13 protein-coding genes and 1 pseudogene are annotated in these 16,561 nt (G+C 51.0%); 5 read left to right on the top strand and 9 right to left on the bottom strand.

What is annotated here, in order from left to right:
• The first annotated feature begins 13 nt into the window (after positions 1 to 13).
• Together IX31_RS18315 and IX31_RS18310 are read left to right on the top strand one after the other, a co-directional pair.
• Positions 14 to 445 (top strand): PTS sugar transporter subunit IIA, encoded by a 432-nt coding sequence (locus IX31_RS18315; RefSeq protein WP_034460894.1) that lies wholly within the window; start codon positions 14 to 16, stop codon positions 443 to 445.
• Positions 446 to 529: 84 nt separating this feature from the next.
• Positions 530 to 1,780, top strand: a complete 1,251-nt coding sequence (locus tag IX31_RS18310) for a polysaccharide deacetylase family protein (RefSeq protein ID WP_034460892.1) — start codon at positions 530 to 532, stop codon at positions 1,778 to 1,780.
• Between the two features lie 53 nt (positions 1,781 to 1,833).
• Here IX31_RS18310 and panD read toward each other — a convergent pair whose 3' ends face one another.
• The 9 genes and pseudogenes from panD to thpR form a co-directional block, all read right to left on the bottom strand.
• Positions 1,834 to 2,214: an aspartate 1-decarboxylase gene (panD, locus tag IX31_RS18305; RefSeq protein WP_034460890.1), complete on the bottom strand. Its 381-nt coding sequence runs from the start codon at positions 2,212 to 2,214 to the stop codon at positions 1,834 to 1,836.
• A 93-nt stretch (positions 2,215 to 2,307) separates the two neighbouring features.
• Positions 2,308 to 3,162 (bottom strand): pantoate--beta-alanine ligase, encoded by an 855-nt coding sequence (panC, locus tag IX31_RS18300; protein WP_034460889.1) that lies wholly within the window; start codon positions 3,160 to 3,162, stop codon positions 2,308 to 2,310.
• A 13-nt stretch (positions 3,163 to 3,175) separates the two neighbouring features.
• A complete protein-coding gene (gene panB / locus IX31_RS18295) occupies positions 3,176 to 3,970 on the bottom strand; it encodes a 3-methyl-2-oxobutanoate hydroxymethyltransferase (RefSeq protein ID WP_034460888.1) in 795 nt (264 codons plus the stop codon).
• Between the two features lie 66 nt (positions 3,971 to 4,036).
• Positions 4,037 to 4,516: a 2-amino-4-hydroxy-6-hydroxymethyldihydropteridine diphosphokinase gene (gene folK / locus IX31_RS18290; protein ID WP_034460887.1), complete on the bottom strand. Its 480-nt coding sequence runs from the start codon at positions 4,514 to 4,516 to the stop codon at positions 4,037 to 4,039.
• Positions 4,513 to 5,910, bottom strand: coding sequence for a polynucleotide adenylyltransferase PcnB (gene pcnB, locus IX31_RS18285; RefSeq protein WP_206742542.1), 1,398 nt, complete (start codon positions 5,908 to 5,910; stop codon positions 4,513 to 4,515). Before pcnB ends, folK begins: the two co-directional genes overlap by 4 nt.
• A 56-nt stretch (positions 5,911 to 5,966) precedes the next feature.
• Positions 5,967 to 6,862, bottom strand: a pseudogene (gene gluQRS, locus IX31_RS18280) (tRNA glutamyl-Q(34) synthetase GluQRS).
• Between the two features lie 77 nt (positions 6,863 to 6,939).
• Entirely contained in the window at positions 6,940 to 7,395 is a 456-nt protein-coding gene (gene dksA / locus IX31_RS18275) for an RNA polymerase-binding protein DksA (protein WP_034460885.1), read from the bottom strand.
• A gap of 296 nt (positions 7,396 to 7,691) precedes the next feature.
• Entirely contained in the window at positions 7,692 to 8,399 is a 708-nt protein-coding gene (gene sfsA / locus IX31_RS18270) for a DNA/RNA nuclease SfsA (RefSeq protein ID WP_034460884.1), read from the bottom strand.
• Positions 8,400 to 8,939 (bottom strand): RNA 2',3'-cyclic phosphodiesterase, encoded by a 540-nt coding sequence (thpR, locus tag IX31_RS18265; RefSeq protein ID WP_034460883.1) that lies wholly within the window; start codon positions 8,937 to 8,939, stop codon positions 8,400 to 8,402.
• A gap of 72 nt (positions 8,940 to 9,011) precedes the next feature.
• On the opposite strand from thpR, the gene hrpB reads away from it, so the two are divergent.
• The 3 genes from hrpB to fhuA all read left to right on the top strand — a co-directional run bounded on the left by hrpB (position 9,012) and on the right by fhuA (position 16,523).
• Positions 9,012 to 11,444 (top strand): ATP-dependent helicase HrpB, encoded by a 2,433-nt coding sequence (hrpB, locus tag IX31_RS18260; protein ID WP_034460882.1) that lies wholly within the window; start codon positions 9,012 to 9,014, stop codon positions 11,442 to 11,444.
• A gap of 79 nt (positions 11,445 to 11,523) precedes the next feature.
• Positions 11,524 to 14,079, top strand: coding sequence for a bifunctional glycosyl transferase/transpeptidase (gene mrcB / locus IX31_RS18255; protein ID WP_034460881.1), 2,556 nt, complete (start codon positions 11,524 to 11,526; stop codon positions 14,077 to 14,079).
• Positions 14,080 to 14,291: 212 nt separating this feature from the next.
• On the top strand, positions 14,292 to 16,523 hold the full coding sequence (fhuA, locus tag IX31_RS18250; protein ID WP_034460879.1) for a ferrichrome porin FhuA: 2,232 nt from the start codon (positions 14,292 to 14,294) through the stop codon (positions 16,521 to 16,523).
• Positions 16,524 to 16,561: the final 38 nt, after the last annotated feature.

Below are 16,561 nucleotides of genomic sequence, written 5' to 3'. Positions count from 1 at the left end.
AAAGGAGAACGCCATGTTAGGTTGGGTTATTGCCGGTCATGACTATTACGCTCAGGATATGCTGGATGCAATCGAGCGACGTTTTGGACCGCAACCGCAATGTTGCGCGGTTAATTATTGGAATGGTCTTAGCACCAATATGCTAAGCCGTATGATGTGTGATGCATTGTACAATTGCGATTCTGGGGAGGGAGTGGTCTTTCTGACCGATAAAACCGGGGCTGCACCATATCGTACGGCTGCACTCATGAGCCATCAACATTCCCATTGTGAAGTGATCTCTGGCGTCACGCTACCTGTGCTATTCGCGATGCGTATGCACCGAGAAACGCTGACCAGCGAAGAGTTCCGTGACCGTATTGTTGAGCAGGGCGGCGATGACATCACCAGCCTCTGGCATCAACAACAAAAAAATCCGCCATTTGTGTTACTCCACCAATATTGATTTGAAAGGTTGGTATTGGGTGTGCTTTTGTTAGAATGACGCCTTCTTTGGGCCTTTGAGATACTCAGTGCTATCAAATCCGTTATGCTAACTCGCCTTTTCTTTGCCGTGCTGATGCTGATTTGTGGCAGTAGCGCTAATGCCAGTCTGCTCAGCAGCAATCACACCCCTGCGCAATATATGCAAACCACCGAAGATGCTGATATCTGGGCGCAAGTGGGGGATAAAGTCATCTCTGTTGGCACTGTTCAGGAAGGGCAGATTCTGGCAGTCGTGCCAATGGCGGCAGACTACTACGAATTTAACTTTGGTTTTGGCACCGGATTTATTGATAAAGCGCATCTTGAACCGGTTGTGGGTAAGCAACGAATTGAAGACCGGCTGGGTGATCTGAATAAACCGCTGAGCAACCAGAATTTAGTCACTTTCCGTGATGTTGCTGTGTATAACGAACCGGATACCCGGAGCGCCACGTTTGGTACATTAGCCGATAATTTACGTTACCCGATAATTGCCAGTCTGAAAGACCGCTTAAACCAAACCTGGTATCAAATTCGTATTGGCAATCGTCTTGGATATGTCAGCAGTCTCGATGCGCAGCAGGACAATGGTATTCCGGTACTCACCTACCATCATATTTTGCGTGATGAAGAGAACACTCGCTTTCGCCATACATCAACAACTACCTCGGTGGTCGCATTCAGCAACCAAATGACGTGGTTGCGCGATACGGGCTACACAACACTGACGATGTATCAGCTTGAAGGCTACGTACGTAACCGTATGAATCTGCCTGCGCGGGCGGTAGTGATTACCTTTGACGATGGCCTGAAATCGGTTTACCGCTACGCTTATCCGATTCTTAAAGAGTACGGCTTCAAAGCGACTTCCTTTATTATTTCTTCGCGCATTAAAGCGCATCCACAAACCTGGAACCCGAAAACGCTGCAATTTATGAGTATCTCGGAATTACAGGCCAGCCAGGATGTGTTTGATATCCAGTCGCATACCCATTTCTTGCATCGCGTTGATGCTAATCGTCAGCCGACACTTTTACGCCGCACCTATCGTAATATCTTGCTCGATTTTGAACATTCGCGCCGCGCGCTTGCGCAGTTTAATCCGCATGTTTTATATCTTTCGTATCCGTTCGGCGGTTACAACGATAAGGCGGTGACAGCTGCTAACGATGCGGGGTTCCATATGGCTGTGACGACTGTGCGTGGGAAAGTGAAGCCGGGGGATAATCCGTTTTTGCTAAAACGGCTTTATATACTGAGAACTGACTCGCTAGAAACGATGTCACGGCTAATTAGCAATCAGACCAAACCTTAGATAAAAAAAGACCTGCTTAACAAAGCAGGTCTTTTTCATTCGTACGGAGGTTGTTATGCAACCTGAACCGGTACGGCTTTCGCAAGACGTTTCATTTCGTTATCGCCATCGAAATAGGCGACTTTCGGCTGCCAGGTGCGTGCCTGCTCATCTGGCATAGTCACGTAAGTGGCAATAATCATAATGTCGCCCACATCAGCACAATGCGCTGCGGCACCATTCACCGAAATGATTTTTGAACCACGTTCGCCAGCGATGGCGTAAGTTGAAAAACGCTTACCGTTGGTGACGTTATAAATATCAATGGCTTCATATTCCAGAATGCCTGCCGCCTCAAGGAAGTCCTGATCGATGGCGCAGGAGCCTTCATAATGCAAATCCGCCTGCGTCACTTTGACACGGTGAAGTTTGCCTTGCAGCATGGTGCGTATCATAAAATTAAACCTTAATTACGGGGTCCGAATAGAGCTGATTTCATCAGCTCTATGAATATAAGCGGGCAGTATTGCCCGATTTATGAATGCTGTCTACTGCGCCAGATCAACCTGAATATTATCAATCAAACGCGCCTGGCCAAGCCATGCGGCCATTAATACCACCGCACGTTTACTCTCAACGTTCAGCTCTAACAAGGTATCGGCATCGCGGATTTGCAGGTCGTCAGAACGAAAACCTTTTTCATTCAGTTCGGTGGCGGCAATAGCCAACATTTCTTCGGTATCACGCTCACCAGACCGCAGTTTATCCGCCAGAGACTGCATCACTTTATGCAGGCCAGGGGCGATTTTGCGCTGCTCTGCGGTTAGATAGCCATTGCGTGAGCTCAGTGCCAGGCCATCTTTCGCGCGAACCGTCGGCACACCGATAATTTCGATGTCATAGCCCATATCCGCCACCATCTTGCGGATCACGGCGACCTGCTGGAAGTCCTTCTCACCGAAGCAGGCGATATCAGGTTGCACCATGTTAAAGAGCTTGCTGACAATGGTAGAGACGCCACGGAAATGCCCTGGGCGACTTGCGCCTTCGAGCATGGTAGAAAGCCCCGGGACTTCAACAAAGGTCTGTGAGTCCAGACCTTGTGGATAAATATCGGCTGGGGCAGGGGCAAATACCAAATCCACTTTGCGGCGGTTTAGTTTCTCGCAATCTTCCTGCAAGGTGCGGGGATAGCGAGTTAAATCATCCGGACGGTCAAACTGCATCGGGTTCACAAAAATGGTGGTAACCACCACATCCGCGCGGCTTTTTGCATCATCGACCAGCTTCATATGGCCGTCGTGCAGGTTGCCCATGGTCGGCACTAGTGCGATGCGTTTACCTTCCTGGCGCCAGCGGCGGATTTGCTGGCGTAACAGCGGTATCGTTTCGATAATCAACACAACCCTTCTCCTGTCAGTGGAAACTATGTTCTTCACCTGGGTAGGCGCCTGATTCAACTTCAGCTATGTACTGGCGTACCGCGGCGCGCATGTCGCCGTTTCCTGTAAGGAAGTTTTTGGCAAATTTTGGAATATGACCTCCGGTGATACCAAAGGCATCGTGCATAACCAGAATCTGTCCATCAGTGACATTACCCGCGCCAATACCGATGACTGGAATGCTTAGCGCTTCGGTGATGCGTTTTGCCAGCGCGACCGGCACACATTCCAGCACTAACAACTGCGCGCCTGCTGCTTCGAGCGCTACTGCATCATCAAACAGCGTTTGCGCGGCTTGCTCGTCACGGCCCTGGACTTTGTACCCGCCGAAGATATTGACGGATTGCGGCGTCAGGCCCAAATGCCCACAAACCGGAACGGCTCGTTCAGTCAGCATTTTGACGGTTTCAACCAACCAGCGCCCGCCTTCGATTTTGACCATATTAGCACCGGCGCGCATAACGATGGCTGAATTGGCAAACGCCTGTTCAGGCGTGGCATATGCCATAAAAGGCAGGTCAGCAAGCAGAAGGCAGTTTGGAGCACCACGACGTACCGCGCGAGTGTGGTAGGCAATATCTTCCACGGTAACGGGCAAAGTGGAATCGTGGCCCTGGACGGTCATCCCTAATGAATCGCCAACCAGCATCACACCTATGCCTTCATCGGCAAACAGTTTTGCAAAGCTGAAATCATAAGAGGTGATGGTTGCGAATTTGCGTTGAGCCTGTTTCCACTGGCGCAACTGAGACATGGTGATTGGTTTCATGGCAATCCCAGAGAAATAAGAATGAGAGGTGAAATCGTTACATTAGCAAACAGAACACGTCCGTGGTTACCAAAACGTAATCCCATCCTGGGAGAGAGTATCTAAAATTTCAGCGGCGCGCTTGCCGTCCGGGAAGGTGCAGTCGGGGGCAATTTCCAGCAGCGGAACCAACATAAACGCACGATTCTTCATATCATAATGCGGCACGATAAGCGTTGGTGTTGCGACAGTCAGATTACCGAACAGCATAATGTCGAGATCAAGTGTGCGCGGCCCCCAGCGTTCAGCTTTACGCACGCGACCATGCTCCAACTCAATACGTTGAGTATGGGCTAGTAATGCTTCGGGAGACAGTTCAGTTTCCAGGGCAACAGCGGCATTCAGGTAATCAGGTTGGTCTTGTGGGCCGAGTGGCTTTGTTCGGTAGTACGAAGAGGTTGCAACCACCCGGCTTTGCGGAATGGTTGCTATGGCGTCCAGCGCATGAGTCACTTGCTCAAGCGGAGACGCCAGGTTGCTGCCGAGTGCGATGTACGCAAGCGTCATGCACTTCCACCGCTACGTGGTGCACGCTTGCGTGGGCGACGATGGCGGCGGCGTACTGTTGGCTCATCGCCTAACACATCGAGCATATCTTTCTGTGCAGGTGGAGCTGCAACCTGGAACTCACCCCACCATTTGGTCAGGCGCAGTAATTCCTGGTTATTTTCCACTTCCGCACGCAGTGCCAGCAGATCGTAGGCAGCGCGGAACTTAGGATGTTCCATCAGCTTCCATGCGCGTTTGCCCTGGCGGCGTGACAGGCGAAGCTGCAGGCCCCAGATATCACGCACAAGCGTGGTGATACGTTTTGGAATCGCCAGCGCACGGCAAGCTTCATCCAGCACTTCGTTCATCGCCAGTGCAAAAGCGTCCATATAGGCAAGGCCGCTTTCCTGAGTCAGCTTTTGGGCCATCTCAAGTTGCGGATACCAGAATATGGCCGAGAACAAGAAGGCCGGATTAACACGCATATCGTTCTGAATGCGGTTATCGGTATTCTTCAGCACCTGAACGATCATTCGTTCCATCGGGCTGTCACCCTGCTCGGTAAAGTAGCGGGTGATGGTCGGGAATAACGGCTGGAACAGCTGATATTCGCGCAGTAATTCGTAAGTTGGATAACCGTGGCCAGCTTGCAGAAGTTTCAGTGACTCTTCAAACAAACGAGCAGGCGGTACATCATTAATCAAGGTTGCTAAGCGCGGAATAGGTTCGCCAGTTTCCGGGCTAATCGTCATATTCAGCTTGGCGGCAAAGCGCACTGCACGAAGCATGCGGACAGGGTCTTCACGGTAGCGCGTTTCAGGATCGCCAATCAGACGGATAACGCCATTGCGTAAATCATTCAGGCCACCGACATAATCGCGAACTGAGAAATCCGCCACGCTGTAATAGAGGCTGTTGATGGTGAAATCGCGGCGCTGTGCATCTTCTTCGATAGAACCGAAGATGTTGTCACGAAGCAACATACCGTTTTGACCGGTCTGTGAAGTCTGTTTATCAGACTTCTGCTCTTCATGGTGACCACGGAAAGTAGCAACTTCAATGATTTCCGGCCCAAACATCACATGTGCCAGACGGAAGCGACGGCCCACCAGACGACAGTTGCGGAACAGTTTACGCACTTGATCCGGCGTAGCACTGGTCGTGACATCAAAGTCTTTCGGCTGTTTGCCGAGCAAAAGGTCACGGACACCGCCACCCACGAGGTAAGCCTCGTAGCCTGCTTTGTTCAGACGATAGAGCACCTTGAGGGCATTTTCACTGATATCTTTGCGGGACAGAGCGTGCTGGTCACGCGGAATTACCGTGATTTTCGGGAGATCTTCACTCTCCTCGACCACGACGTCATCGCGGTTAAGCACCTTGCGGCAAAAATTAGCGACTCGGGTAAAAATAGTACACCTCGGCAGTGTCAATCATAGGGACAAAAAAAACAGCGGCTAATCATAGCTCAGTGCGTGGCATTTGAGAATGACGTATTCACGCCGAGCCTGGTTCAATAGCCTCAAGCGACCAGGTTTGCACCGCCTGATGGAGTAACTCGTTGAGCGTCAAATCTTGCCAATGGGCAATTTCTGGTTGATTCAAAAATGCCAGCGCTGCATGAATAACTGGACGTGGATCGCCTTGCGGTAGGGCTGGCGCGTGATTCTGCTTAGAAAGCTTTGCCCCATTCTCATTAAGCACTAAGGGCAAATGTACGTAATCAGGCACCGTCCATCCAAATTGTTGATACAGTGAAATTTGTCTTACCGTTGGCTCAATTAAATCTGCGCCACGTACAATTTCGCTTACACCTTGATAATTATCATCCACTACCACAGCAAGATTATAGGCAAATAACCCATCCCGGCGGTGAATGATGAAATCTTCACGAGCCAGTTGCTCGTCGGCGATTAACGTCCCATGAAGTTTATCTTCAAAACTTAATACCGGGTGATGTTGCATAAAACGTAACGCGGCATTATTAGGACCATGGTTTAACGTGCGGCAATGGCCATCGTAAAAACCGCCAATTTGCTGAATCCGGCTGCGTGTGCAGGTGCAGTAATAACTCAACCCTTGCTGATGTAACCATGAGAGTGCTGCGCGGTAGGCTTCGTGTCGTTGGGATTGCCATAAAACTTCGCCATCCCACTCCAACCCGTAATGCTCCAGCTGCCGCAATATAGTAGCAGCGGCGCCCGGTACTTCACGTGGTGGGTCAATATCCTCAATACGCACCAGCCATTGGCCATGTTTTGAGCGTGCTTGCAGGTAGCTGCCGAGTGCGGCAATTAACGAGCCGAAATGGAGTTCACCCGAAGGCGAGGGGGCAAAGCGCCCAATGTAGTGGGGTGTGTTCATGATTTGCTGCGGTAGGCCAGAAATAAATAAGGCGGGAGAGTATCCCGCCATTATGAGTAATCTGAAATTGCGAGCCGTTAACCGGCCATTTGTTTTTCGCGAATTTCTGCCAACGTTTTACAGTCAATGCACAAATCAGCTGTCGGGCGAGCTTCGAGACGGCGGATGCCGATTTCAACACCACAGGACTCGCAGAAACCGAAGTCTTCGTCTTCTACTTTCTTGAGTGTCTTCTCGATTTTCTTGATCAGTTTACGTTCCCTGTCACGGTTACGCAGTTCGAGGCTGAACTCTTCTTCCTGGGCTGCACGGTCTACCGGATCCGGGAAGTTTGCTGCTTCATCCTGCATATGCGTCACCGTGCGATCAACTTCATCCATAAGTTGGCTACGCCAGGCTTCAAGAATAAGCTTGAAGTGCGACAGCTGGGCTTCGTTCATATACTCTTCGCCCGCTTTCTCCTGATATGGCTCCACCCCAGCGATGGCGAGGATACTCAGGGACGATGTTTTACGCTTTTGCCCTTCTTGCATGTTGTTTCTCCTTAACACGCACTATCGGTCCCCTGTTCGGGGGAAAATCAGGCCGCTATAAATAGCAGATGCTTTTCAGGATGGCAATTATATAAATTCCTCTCTTGACAAGCCTGTGAAGAAAAGCGTATTTACGCGAACCGCCAGCACACAAAACAGACAAACGTTAATACCCTTTATACTTCAGGCTGCATCTTTGTTGGCGGCGCTTACTCGCCCGAATCACTTACTTCAGTAAGTTCATCGGGGCTCATTCACTTGCCGCCGCGATGCAACTCGAATTATTGTGGGTACTCTTAAATTAAACAAACAGGCAACGGCGAAATTAGAGTAAGCCCACGGGCAGAAAGTTCAGCCTTATAAGCAATAATCTCAACACCGCACTGCTGCGCTTCGTATAACAGTTCAGCGTACTTCGCATCAATGTGGCGAGCCGGGGAAACTTGAGTGATGGAAGAATGTAGTACCGCAAACAACAGCACCGCTCGCTCACCTTGCAAAACCACGCTCATCAATTCCCGCAGATGCTTTTGTCCTCGCAGGCTTACTGCGTCCGGGAAATATCCACAACCTTGTTGTGATAACGTCACTGATTTTACTTCAATATAGCAGTTAACCTTGCAATCTGCCTGCAACATAAAATCAATGCGGCTGCGCTCAGCTCCGTATTTGACTTCACTTTTAATGGTGGTGTAACCCATTATTTCCGCAATGGTTTCTGACGCTAATGCTTCTTTCACTACCGTGTTCGCACGCAGCGTATTAACGCAAATAAATTCGTCGTTTTGTGTCTGGGTTATTTCCCAGGTGTGGGGATATTTTCGAGTCGGGCTATCTGATGTGGAATACCACACTGTATCGCCAGGGGTTGCACATCCGGTCATTGCGCCGGTGTTTGGGCAATGGAGCGTTAACTCTTCACCAGACGGAGTGACCACATCAGCCAGAAAGCGTTTATAGCGTTTGATGAGTGTGGCTTGTTGTAGTGGGGGACTAAACTCCATTTACTCTTCCTTATTGCTTAATGACCAGCGCTGTAGCTCCAGGTAACGCGTTCGCCCTTGCTTGAAAATTGATTCATACAATACGAAGTCTTCAACTTTGTATTGCCAGCGAAAACCAGGTGGCGGGATGGCAACCGCACGCGATGTGTTCCGATAAAGCGTGATATGTGGGTGAAATGGCTGCGGGCTTTGGTAGCAGCCGCTACGAGCTGCCTGGGCACGCAACATATTTGCTAACTGAATCAGCCCCAGAGGTGCATGTCGGGGGCCAATCCACACCACGTTTGATCGCAACCACTGCCCTGCATCATCAATTGTCAGGGTAAAACCGCTTTGGCGGATCCTCCCGGCGAGCACGCTGAGTGCTTTTTGCTTTTCAATACTGATATCGCCTAAAAAGGCGAGAGTCAGATGCAAGTTGGCAGCAGCGACCGGACGCCCGGAATCTTCAGGAAACTGAGTGGCGCGCCACTGGATAATCTGTTTTTGTACCTCGGCTGGCAATTCGAGGGCAAAAAACAGACGGCGAGTTTCAGCCATAGTGGTCTCTCGTTATGAATTGGCTTGATGCTACAATAGCGAACTTCGCATCATACCCGTTTGGAGCCCTTTGTGCCGTCATTACCGGTTGCCGCAGTGCTACCCGATATTCTTAACGCCTTGCAAAATGCGCCACAGGTTTTACTGAGCGCCCCAACGGGGGCGGGTAAATCGACCTGGCTTCCGTTGCAAATTTTACGGCAGGCAAACCTAGGCGGTCGCATTCTACTGCTGGAACCACGTCGCCTGGCGGCACGAAACGTTGCGCAGCGCCTCGCAGAATTACTCGGTGAAAAACCCGGTGAAACAGTTGGTTACCGAATGCGTGCTGAAACCTGTGTTGGGCCAAATACGCAGCTTGAAGTGGTAACCGAAGGTATTTTGACGCGCATGATTCAGCACGATCCTGAGCTTTCAGGTGTTGCGTTGGTGATCCTCGATGAATTCCATGAACGTAGCCTGCAAGCCGATCTGGCGCTGGCATTGTTGCTTGATGTGCAGCAGGGGCTACGCGACGATCTCAAATTACTGGTTATGTCTGCAACGCTTGATAATGCGCGCCTTCAGCAATGTTTACCGCTGGCACCTGTAATCAGCTCTGAAGGGCGAGCATTTCCTGTTGAACGCCGCTACAACCCGCTTTCTACCCATCAACGCTTTGATGAAGCGGTTGCCATTGCCGTAGCCAATTTGCTGCGAGAAGAGTCGGGTTCGCTGCTGCTGTTTTTACCGGGTGTCAGTGAAATTCAGCGTGTTCTGCAACAGTTACAAGATCGCGTCACAAGTGATGTCCAGCTTTGCCCGCTATATGGTGCACTGCCTTTAAGCGAACAGCGCAAAGCGATTCTTCCGGCAGCAAACGGTTCGCGTAAAGTGGTGCTGGCGACCAATATTGCCGAAACCAGCCTGACGATTGAAGGCATTCGCCTGGTGGTGGATTGCGCGCAGGAACGCGTCGCACGCTTTGATGTTCGTACTGGGCTCACAAGGCTTATCACACAGCGAATTAGCCAGGCTTCGATGATTCAACGCGCCGGGCGAGCGGGGCGTCTGGAGCCGGGTATTTGTCTGCACTTAACCAGTGCCGAGCAGGCAGAACGCGCGAGCTTGCAAAGTGAACCGGAAATCCTGCAAAGCGACCTCTCTGGTTTGCTGCTTGATTTAATGCAATGGGGTTGCCAGGAACCGGGTCAGTTGACCTGGCTTGATGCACCGCCCGTCGTCAATTTAGCGGCTGCGCGAACCTTATTGCGCCAGCTCAATGCCCTGGATGAACAAAATAAACTCACGCCCGTAGGCCAGAAAATGGCGAATCTGGGTAACGAACCGCGCCTGGCCGCGATGTTGGTTAACGCTAAAGATGCTGACCAACAGGCGACGGCATCGCGGCTTGTCGCGATTCTTGAAGAGCCACCACGCGGCCAGGACTGCGATTTGCGTAACGCATTTAGCAGACGTCAGGACAATTGGCAGCAGCGGAGTTCTCAGCTTCTTAAGCGTCTTAACAGCCATGGTGGAGAGGTGGATTTTAATCTTGCTGCATCATTGATGGCACAATCTTTTCCTGACAGGATTGCCCGCCGTCGTGGTCAGGATGGTCGCTACCAGTTAGCTAACGGCATGGGCGCGATGCTTAACCAGGATGATCCGCTTACGCGCTACGAATGGTTGTTAGCACCGCTATTATTGCAGGGTAGCAATACACCTGATGCACGTATCCTGCAGGCTATCCCGCTGGACATTGAGTCGCTAACGCTACAGTGCCCGGCGTTGCTGACCGAAAGTGACACCGTGGAGTGGGATGAAACGCAAGGGACTTTAAAAGCGTTTCGTCGCACCCAAATTGGCAAATTAGTGTTGAAAGTCCAGCCACTGGCGAAACCTTCTGAAGATGAGCTCCACCAGGCAATGCTTAATGGTATTCGTGAAAAAGGCCTGTCGGTGCTTAGCTGGTCGGCACATGCGCAGCAGTTAAGAACACGCCTGGTATGTGCAGCAAAATGGTTGCCAGAACTTAAATGGCCAGACGTGTCAGATGAGGCATTGCTGCGCGATTTAGACCGCTGGTTATTACCTGAACTGCATGGTGTACACTCGTGGCGGGCGTTAAAAAACATTGATGTCACATGGGCGTTACAGAACCTGATCGACTGGAACGCGCGAGTACGTCTGGATAGTGCGCTGCCAACTCATTACACTGTGCCGACTGGAAGCCAGATAGTCATTCGCTATGATGATGAAAACCCGCCAGTTCTTGCTGTTCGTATGCAAGAAATGTTTGGTGAAGCTCAAACTCCGGTGATTGCCGAAGGCCGTGTGCCACTGGTTCTGGAGTTGCTCTCTCCGGCACAACGCCCTTTGCAGATAACGCGTGATTTAACCGCTTTCTGGAATGGTGCCTATCGGGAAGTGCAAAAAGAGATGAAAGGACGTTATCCAAAACACGTCTGGCCGGACTCGCCAGCAGATGCGCTGCCTACGCGGCGTACCAAAAAGTACCAATAACTTTGAGAGATTTCCTCTTTCGACTTGAGTTGAGATGAGGAGAATCAGGCCGTGCGCCTTATTTTTGGTGGAGAAAGCAATGGCGGGGAATGACCGCGAACCGATTGGACGTAAAGGAAAACCTTCACGTCCTGTGAAAGAGAAAGTAAGCCGTCGTCGTGTCCGTGAAGAGGAATATGACGCGGATTACGATGATGATTATGAAGACGAGGAACCGATGCCGCCACGTAAAGGAAAAGGCAGTGGCAATGGTCGTCCGCCACGTAAAAAGCGCCGTTGGTTCTGGTTCATGGTAAAACTGTTTGTTGTCTTTGCTGTGCTGTTTGTGATTTACGGTGTCTACCTGGATCAGAAGATCCGTACCCGTATTGATGGGAAAGTCTGGCAGCTCCCGGCGGCAGTGTATGGTCGTATGGTGAACCTTGAACCAGACATGCCGTACAGCAAAAAAGAGATGGTTAACCTGCTGGAAGCGACACAGTACCGCCAGGTGACTAAGATGACGCGCCCTGGTGAGTTTACGGTACAGGGCAACAGCATTGAGATGATCCGTCGTCCGTTTGATTTCCCTGACAGTAAAGAAGGGCAGATCCGCGCACGTCTGAATTTTGATGGCGACCATCTGGAATCTATCCAGAACATGGATAACAACCGCAGCTTCGGTTTCTTCCGTCTGGATCCACGCTTGATCACCATGCTGTCTTCACCGAACGGTGAACAGCGCCTGTTTGTGCCGCGCACCGGTTTCCCGGAGCTGTTGGTTGACACGTTGATCGCAACAGAAGACCGCCATTTCTACGAGCATGATGGGATTAGCTTCTTCTCCATTGGCCGTGCGGTGCTGGCGAACCTGACAGCTGGCCGTACTGTGCAGGGTGCAAGTACGCTGACGCAACAGTTGGTCAAAAACCTGTTCTTGTCGAGCGAGCGTTCTTACTGGCGTAAAGCGAACGAAGCGTACATGGCGCTGATCATGGATGCGCGTTACGGCAAAGATCGCATCCTTGAGCTGTATCTGAACGAGGTGTATCTAGGTCAGAGCGGCGATAATGAAATTCGTGGTTTCCCACTGGCGAGCCTGTACTACTTTGGCCGCCCGGTAGAAGAACTGAGCCTCGATCAGCAAGCATTGCTGGTGGGCATGGTGAAAGGTGCGTCGATTTACAACCCATGGCGTAACCCAAAACTGGCGCTGGAACGTCGTAACCTCGTCTTACGCTTGCTGCAAGAGCAGAAAGTTATCGATCAGGAGCTTTACGATATGCTGAGCGCGCGCCCTCTGGGTGTGCAACCGCGTGGTGGTGTCATTTCACCGCAGCCTGCATTTATGCAGATGGTACGTAATGAGCTTCAGACTAAGCTCGGCGACAAAGTTAAAGACCTCTCCGGCGTAAAGATCTTCACCACTTTCGACTCCGTTTCCCAGGATGCGGCAGAAAAAGCGGTGAGTGAAGGAGTTCCGGTATTGCGAGCCTCCCGTAAGCTCAAAGATCTGGAAGCGGCAATGGTGATTGTTGACCGTTCAACCGGTGAAGTTCGTGCGATGGTTGGCGGAGCAGAAACACAGTTTGCGGGCTTCAACCGCGCGATGCAGGCACGCCGTTCTATCGGTTCTCTGGCGAAACCGGCGACCTATCTGACAGCCTTGAGCCAGCCGGACGCTTACCGCCTGAACACCTGGATTGCCGATGCGCCAATCGCGCTGAAACAGCCGAACGGGCAAGTGTGGTCGCCGCAGAACGATGACCGTCGCTACAGTGAAAGTGGCAAGGTGATGCTGGTGGATGCGCTGACGCGCTCAATGAACGTGCCAACCGTTAATCTCGGTATGGCGCTGGGCTTGCCAGCAGTTACCGACACCTGGATAAAACTCGGCGTGCCGGAAAACCAGTTGCATCCGGTTCCTGCGATGTTGCTCGGTGCGCTGAACCTGACGCCAATTGAAGTGGCTCAGGCATTCCAGACCATCGCCAGCGGCGGCAACCGGGCAACGCTTTCTGCATTGCGTTCGGTTATTGCTGAAGATGGCACCGTGCTGTACCAAAGCTTCCCGCAGGCGGAGCAAGCTGTACCTCCACAGGCCGCATATATGACGCTGTTTACCATGCAGCAAGTTATGGCTCGCGGTACTGGTCGCGCGTTAGGTGGCAAATATCCAAACCTGCACTTAGCAGGTAAAACGGGTACCACCAACGATAACGTCGACACCTGGTTTGCGGGCATTGATGGCAAAGAAGTGGCCATTACATGGGTTGGGCGTGACAACAACCAGCCGACCAAACTGTACGGTGCGAGCGGGGCAATGTCGCTTTACCAACGTTATCTGGCTAACCAGACGCCAATTCCACTGGTGCTCAATCCACCGGAAGATATCGTTGATATGGGCGTTGATAGTGCGGGTTACTTCCAGTGTGGCGGGGGGGGAGATCGTGTGCTGCCCGTTTGGACGACGAATCCAGACGGATTGTGCCAGCAAAGCCAACAGGCTGAGCAGACTAATAATCCGTTTAGCCAGTCGCAGCCGCCACAGACCCAGCAGCCGCAACAGCAGCAACAACAACAACCGCAGCAGCAGCAAGAGCAAAGTAGTGATGGTGTTGCCGGTTGGATAAAGGACATGTTCGGCAGTAAATAATTCGCGCTGTTTTCTACTAAAGCCTCCGTTTGTAACGGGGGCTTTTCTTTTTTGTTAAATCCATGCAATTACTCTGGTTAATTATTATTCCCTCGCACTTTTCATGGGTGTGATCCGCTTGCTATGCGCTTTCCGTTTCGACTATTATTCTGCGGCTAATAATAATTATCGTTTACGTTATCATTCGTCACTACTTCATCAGAGAAAAACCAATGGCGCGTTTAAGAACTGGACAACCAGTCAACACCTCAATCCGTAAACTTGCATTCTTTGTTGCTGCCGCCGTCAGTGGCGTGAGTGCATCAAGCTTTGCAGCAGACAACACAACCACCAAAGAAGACACCATCACGGTTTCTGCCAGCACTGCTGACGAAAGCGCGTGGGGCCCGTCCCCAACGATTGCGGCGAAACGCACAGCTACCGCAACGAAAACTGATACGCCGATTGAGAAGACTCCACAGTCTATTTCAGTTGTGACTAATGAAGAGATGCAGATGCATCAATTCCAGTCGGTGAAAGAAGCGTTAGGTTACACACCTGGTGTTACGGTAAGCAGCCGTGGAGCTTCAAACACCTACGATTTCGTAATCATCCGTGGCTTTTCTTCTGTTGGCCTGAACCAGAATAACTATCTGGATGGCTTGAAAATGCAGGGTGATTTTTACAACGATGCAGTCATAGACCCATACATGTTAGAGCGCGTTGAACTGATGCGTGGCCCAACCTCTGTGTTGTACGGCAAAAGCAGCCCTGGCGGCATAGTTTCTATGGTGAGTAAGCGCCCAACCACAGAGCCGCTCAAAGAAGTACAGTTCAAAATGGGCACAGACAGCCTGTTCCAGACTGGTTTTGATTTTAGTGATGCGCTGGATGACGATGGTGTTTACTCCTATCGATTGACCGGTGTTGCTCGCTCAGGTAACGAACAACAGCAGAATTCTGAAGCGCAGCGTTATGCTATCGCACCATCTTTCTCATGGCGTCCTGATGACAAGACGAACTTCACCTTCTTGTCGTATTTCCAGAATGAGCCAGAAACCGGTTACTACGGCTGGCTGCCAAAAGAAGGTACGGTTGAACCATTACCGGGTGGCGGCCATCTGCCAACCGACTTTAATGAAGGTGCAACCAATAACAGCTATTCCCGTAACCAAAAAATGGTCGGTTACAGCTTCGAACACGGCTTTAACGACACCTTCACAGTGCGTCAAAACCTACGTTTCTCTGAGATTAAAGTTGCACAGCAGAGTGCCTATGGTACTGGTTTATGCAATAACAGCATGAACGCCTACAACGTTTATTGCCAGGCGCTGACCCCAGAACAACGCGCCCACTATTTAGGTCGTGGCACAGTTGTTGACAATGAACGCCTGCAAAACTTTAGCGTTGATACCCAACTGCAAAGCAACTTCACTACTGGTGCTGTTGAACACACCCTGTTAACTGGTGTGGATTACTCGCGTATGCGTAACGACATCAGCGCCTTGTTTGGTAATGCACCTCCTCTGGATCTGAATAATCTACCGCCAATGGAATCGGTTGATTTCGGCGATGCAGTGCCTTACCAGATGAACGAAAGTAAACAAACGGGTATCTACGTTCAGGATCAGGCTGAGTGGGATAAGTGGGTACTGACATTAGGTGGTCGTTACGACTGGTCTAAGCAGGCCACAACTGTGCGCAGTGATAATGGTTACATCGACCGTAACGATAAACAGTTTACCTGGCGTGGAGGTGTGAACTATCTGTTTGATAACGGCATTTCACCATACTTCAGCTACAGCCAGTCTTTCGAGCCTAATGCCTTTAGCCTTTACAGCACACCACGTGTTGCTTATGAACCTTCCAAAGGTGAGCAATACGAAGCTGGCATGAAGTATGTGCCGAAAGATATGCCAGTCGTGATTACCGGTGCGGTTTATCAGCTGACCAAGACCGATACGTTGATGGCTGACCCAACAAATGCCCTCAATCAAGTTCCAGCTGGTGAAGTGCGTGCTCGCGGTGTTGAATTGGAAGCCAAAGCGGCTATCAATGCCAATATCAACATGACGGCCTCTTATACCTACACTGACGCGGAATACACCAAAGATACTAACTTGAAAGGCAATACACCTGCACAAGTGCCAGAACATATGGCATCACTGTGGGGCGATTACACCTTCAACGATGGTGTATTGAGTGGTTTGACGCTGGGTACTGGCGGCCGCTTTATCGGTTCCAGCTACGGTGACCCTGCGAATACCTTCAAAGTTGGAAGTGCCGCGGTATTGGATGCAGTGGTCAAATATGACCTGGGGCGCTTTGGTATGAATGGCTCAAGCATTGCGGTGAACGTGAATAACCTGCTTGATCGTGAATACGTTGCCAGTTGCTTCGAGACCTACGGTTGCTTCTGGGGCGCTGAGCGTCAGGTTGTTGCGACTGCAACATTCCGCTTCTAAGTGTATTCGGGCACGGTTCGCCGTGCCCATCAACAAAG

It is taken from the genome of Buttiauxella noackiae, from assembly GCF_000737905.1.
GTDB lineage: Bacteria > Pseudomonadota > Gammaproteobacteria > Enterobacterales > Enterobacteriaceae > Buttiauxella > Buttiauxella noackiae.
Note: the sequence above shows the minus strand (reverse complement) of the source record. Positions and strands in the feature narration are given on the sequence as shown.

What these genes read in the sequence shown, in the direction of transcription:
- panD (WP_034460890.1), bottom strand. Translation starts at nt 2,214, where the DNA reads ATGATACGCACCATGCTGCAAGGCAAACTTCACCGTGTCAAAGTGACG.
- folK (WP_034460887.1), bottom strand. Translation starts at nt 4,516, where the DNA reads ATGACGCTTGCGTACATCGCACTCGGCAGCAACCTGGCGTCTCCGCTT.
- thpR (WP_034460883.1), bottom strand. Translation starts at nt 8,939, where the DNA reads ATGGCTGAAACTCGCCGTCTGTTTTTTGCCCTCGAATTGCCAGCCGAG.
- IX31_RS18310 (WP_034460892.1), top strand. Translation starts at nt 530, where the DNA reads ATGCTAACTCGCCTTTTCTTTGCCGTGCTGATGCTGATTTGTGGCAGT.
- sfsA (WP_034460884.1), bottom strand. Translation starts at nt 8,399, where the DNA reads ATGGAGTTTAGTCCCCCACTACAACAAGCCACACTCATCAAACGCTAT.
- dksA (WP_034460885.1), bottom strand. Translation starts at nt 7,395, where the DNA reads ATGCAAGAAGGGCAAAAGCGTAAAACATCGTCCCTGAGTATCCTCGCC.
- mrcB (WP_034460881.1), top strand. Translation starts at nt 11,524, where the DNA reads ATGGCGGGGAATGACCGCGAACCGATTGGACGTAAAGGAAAACCTTCA.
- fhuA (WP_034460879.1), top strand. Translation starts at nt 14,292, where the DNA reads ATGGCGCGTTTAAGAACTGGACAACCAGTCAACACCTCAATCCGTAAA.
- IX31_RS18315 (WP_034460894.1), top strand. Translation starts at nt 14, where the DNA reads ATGTTAGGTTGGGTTATTGCCGGTCATGACTATTACGCTCAGGATATG.
- panB (WP_034460888.1), bottom strand. Translation starts at nt 3,970, where the DNA reads ATGAAACCAATCACCATGTCTCAGTTGCGCCAGTGGAAACAGGCTCAA.